This is a genomic window from Streptomyces sp. NPDC050732, from assembly GCF_040654255.1.
GTDB lineage: Bacteria > Actinomycetota > Actinomycetes > Streptomycetales > Streptomycetaceae > Streptomyces.
Genome location: NZ_JBFAHP010000083.1, coordinates 1 through 2,735, shown reverse-complemented (window position 1 = coordinate 2,735; position 2,735 = coordinate 1). Strand labels below are relative to the sequence as shown.

Below are 2,735 nucleotides of genomic sequence, written 5' to 3'. Positions count from 1 at the left end.
TTTTTCGGGTTCCCATAACCGCACCACACCCAACCCCCACCCCCACCCCAGCCACTCACAACACACCACTTTACGCCGCGTGGGGCGCCCCACCGGCCGGTGGGGCGCCCCTCGGAAACACGATCAGACTGCGTGCAGGCGACTACTCGCCCGACAGCACCGCCTGCGCGGCCTTGCGAGCCTCTTCGGCGCTGTCCGCGGCACGCGCCGCCGACGCGGCACGCTCGCACTGCGCCAGCGTGTACTTGGCGAGCGTCGCGCGCACGTAAGGAATGGACGCCGCACCCATCGACAGAGAGGTGACACCCAGACCGGTCAGCACACACGCGAGCAGCGGGTCCGAAGCCGCCTCACCGCACACGCCACAGCTCTTGCCCTCGGCACGCGCCGCCTCGGCGGACATCGACACCAGGTCGAGCAGCGCGGGCTGCCACGGGTCCTGCAGCCGGGACACCGCACCCACCTGCCGGTCGGCGGCGAAGGCGTACTGAGCGAGGTCGTTGGTGCCCAGCGACAGGAACTCGACCTCCTGAAGGATCGAGCGCGCCCGCAGCGCGGCCGACGGGATCTCGACCATCGCGCCGAACTTCGCCTGCAGCCCCGCCTCACGGCACGCGTCCGCGAAGGCCTTGGCGTCGGTGCGGTCCGCCACCATCGGGGCCATGACCTCAAGGTAGACGGGCAGCCCCTCGGCGGCCTTGGCCAGCGCGGTCAGCTGGGTCCGCAGCACCTCGGGGTGGTCGAGCAGCGACCGCAGACCCCGCACACCGAGCGCCGGGTTCGGCTCGTCGCCGGGCGTCAGGAAGTCCAGCGGCTTGTCCGCGCCGGCATCCAGCACACGCACGACGACCCGGCCCTCGGGGAAGGCTTCGAGCACCTTGCGGTACGCCTCGACCTGCTTCTCCTCGGACGGCGCCTTCGTGCTGTCGTCCAGGAACAGGAACTCGGTACGGAACAGACCGACACCCTCGGCCCCCGCCTCGACCGCGGCCGGCACGTCGGCGGGACCGCCGACATTGGCGAGGAGCGGCACCTTGTGCCCGTCGGACGTCGCGCCCGGCCCGGTCGACGCGGCCAGCGCGGCCTTGCGCTCGGCGGCGGCGGCCGACAGCTGCGCCCGCTTCTCGTCGCTCGGGTCCACGAAGATCTCACCGGTGCTGCCGTCCACGGCGATGACCGTGCCCTCGGCGAGCTCACCGGCGCCGGGCAGCGCCACGACGGCAGGCACTCCGAGCGCACGCGCGAGGATCGCGCTGTGGCTCGTGGGACCGCCCTCTTCCGTGACGAAGCCGAGCACCAGAGCCGGGTCGAGCAGTGCGGTGTCCGCGGGCGCCAGGTCACGCGCGATCAGCACGTACGGCTGGTCGCTGTCAGGAACGCCGGGCATCGGAACGCCCAGCAGCCGCGCGACGATACGGTTCCGCACGTCGTCGAGGTCCGCCACGCGACCGGCCATGTACTCACCGGCACCGGCCAGCAGTTCGCGGTAGTGGGAGAAGGCGTCGTAGACGGCGCGCTCGGCCGTGCTGCCGACGGTGATGCGCCGGTCGACGTCGGACATGAGCTCCGGGTCCTGGGCGATCATGGCCTGTGCCTCAAGCACCGCCTGGGCCTCGCCGCCCGCCAGGTTGCCGCGCGCATTCAGGTCGGCCGCCACAGCTTCCACGGCCTGGCGAGCGCGCCCCTGTTCGCGCTCGGCCTCCTCCGCGGGAATCTGCTTGGCCGGCGGCTCAAGCACAGCCGTACCCATGTGCCGAACCTCGCCGATCGCCACACCGTGGCTGACACCGACGCCTCGCAGCGTTGTCTCCATTTCACCCGTCTCCGGTAGTGCGACGGGCCCAGCCGCCGCGGTGGTTGTCCTGCCTGCCGTCAGCGACGGCGATGACGTCACTTCCAGCTGAAGAGCGCGTCGCCGGCCTTCACGTCGCCGGCCTCGACGAGGTCGGCGAGGGACTCGGCCGTGGCCTCAAGCGCCACGATCGGGCACACCGGGGACTTGCCGGCCGCCTCGACGGCGGACGGGTTCCAGCGGACCACGGCCTGACCGCGCCGCACGGTGTCGCCCTTGTTGACGAGCAGCTCGAAGCCCTCACCATTGAGCTGGACAGTGTCGATGCCCAGGTGCGTCAGCACACCGTGACCCTGGTCGTCGACCACCACGAACGCGTGGGGGTGGAGAGAGACGACGATGCCGTCCACGGGAGAGACGGCCTCCGAAGGCTCACGCACGGGATCGATAGCCGTGCCAGGCCCGACCATCGCGCCTGAGAACACGGGATCCGGTACAGCAGAGAGCCCAATGGCACGTCCTGCAAGCGGGGACGAAACGCTGGTCATGGCAAGCCTCCCAGGGGGTGGAGATTCATAGCCGTCGTCACTACCTGTCCGGGACGACGCGCTGTTCAGAAGGGTAAGTCATAAGAAGTCCCGGTTCCGCATGAGTGGTCCCGGTTCACGGACGTAGAGGCAGCGCACAAACGATTTGCGCCCGGCGTGATGCCCGATGTACAGTCGTACTCCTGCCTGAGGCCGTGGGACGCAAGCGTCCGGCCCCGGCGGCATCCTTCACATCAGATCCTATCCCTGGGATCGGTTCCGCATGTTCGCGGTGACCGTGGTCAGAGAGTCGAATGAGACCTGATAAAGTCGGAACCGCCGGAAAGGGAAACGCGAAAGCCGAAAGGCCGGAGCGGGAACCGGAAAGGCACCGAGGAAATCGGACACGAAAGAGT

2 protein-coding genes are annotated in these 2,735 nt (G+C 69.5%); both read right to left on the bottom strand.

The window, feature by feature from the left end; genetic code table 11:
• Positions 1 to 142: 142 nt before the first annotated feature.
• A complete protein-coding gene (gene ptsP, locus AB0H82_RS36350) occupies positions 143 to 1,813 on the bottom strand; it encodes a phosphoenolpyruvate--protein phosphotransferase (RefSeq protein WP_362999822.1) in 1,671 nt (556 codons plus the stop codon).
• A 77-nt stretch (positions 1,814 to 1,890) separates the two neighbouring features.
• A complete protein-coding gene (locus AB0H82_RS36345; RefSeq protein WP_362999821.1) occupies positions 1,891 to 2,340 on the bottom strand; it encodes a PTS glucose transporter subunit IIA in 450 nt (149 codons plus the stop codon).
• Positions 2,341 to 2,735: the final 395 nt, after the last annotated feature.

What these genes read in the sequence shown, in the direction of transcription:
- AB0H82_RS36345 (WP_362999821.1), bottom strand. Translation starts at nt 2,340, where the DNA reads ATGACCAGCGTTTCGTCCCCGCTTGCAGGACGTGCCATTGGGCTCTCT.
- ptsP (WP_362999822.1), bottom strand. Translation starts at nt 1,813, where the DNA reads ATGGAGACAACGCTGCGAGGCGTCGGTGTCAGCCACGGTGTGGCGATC.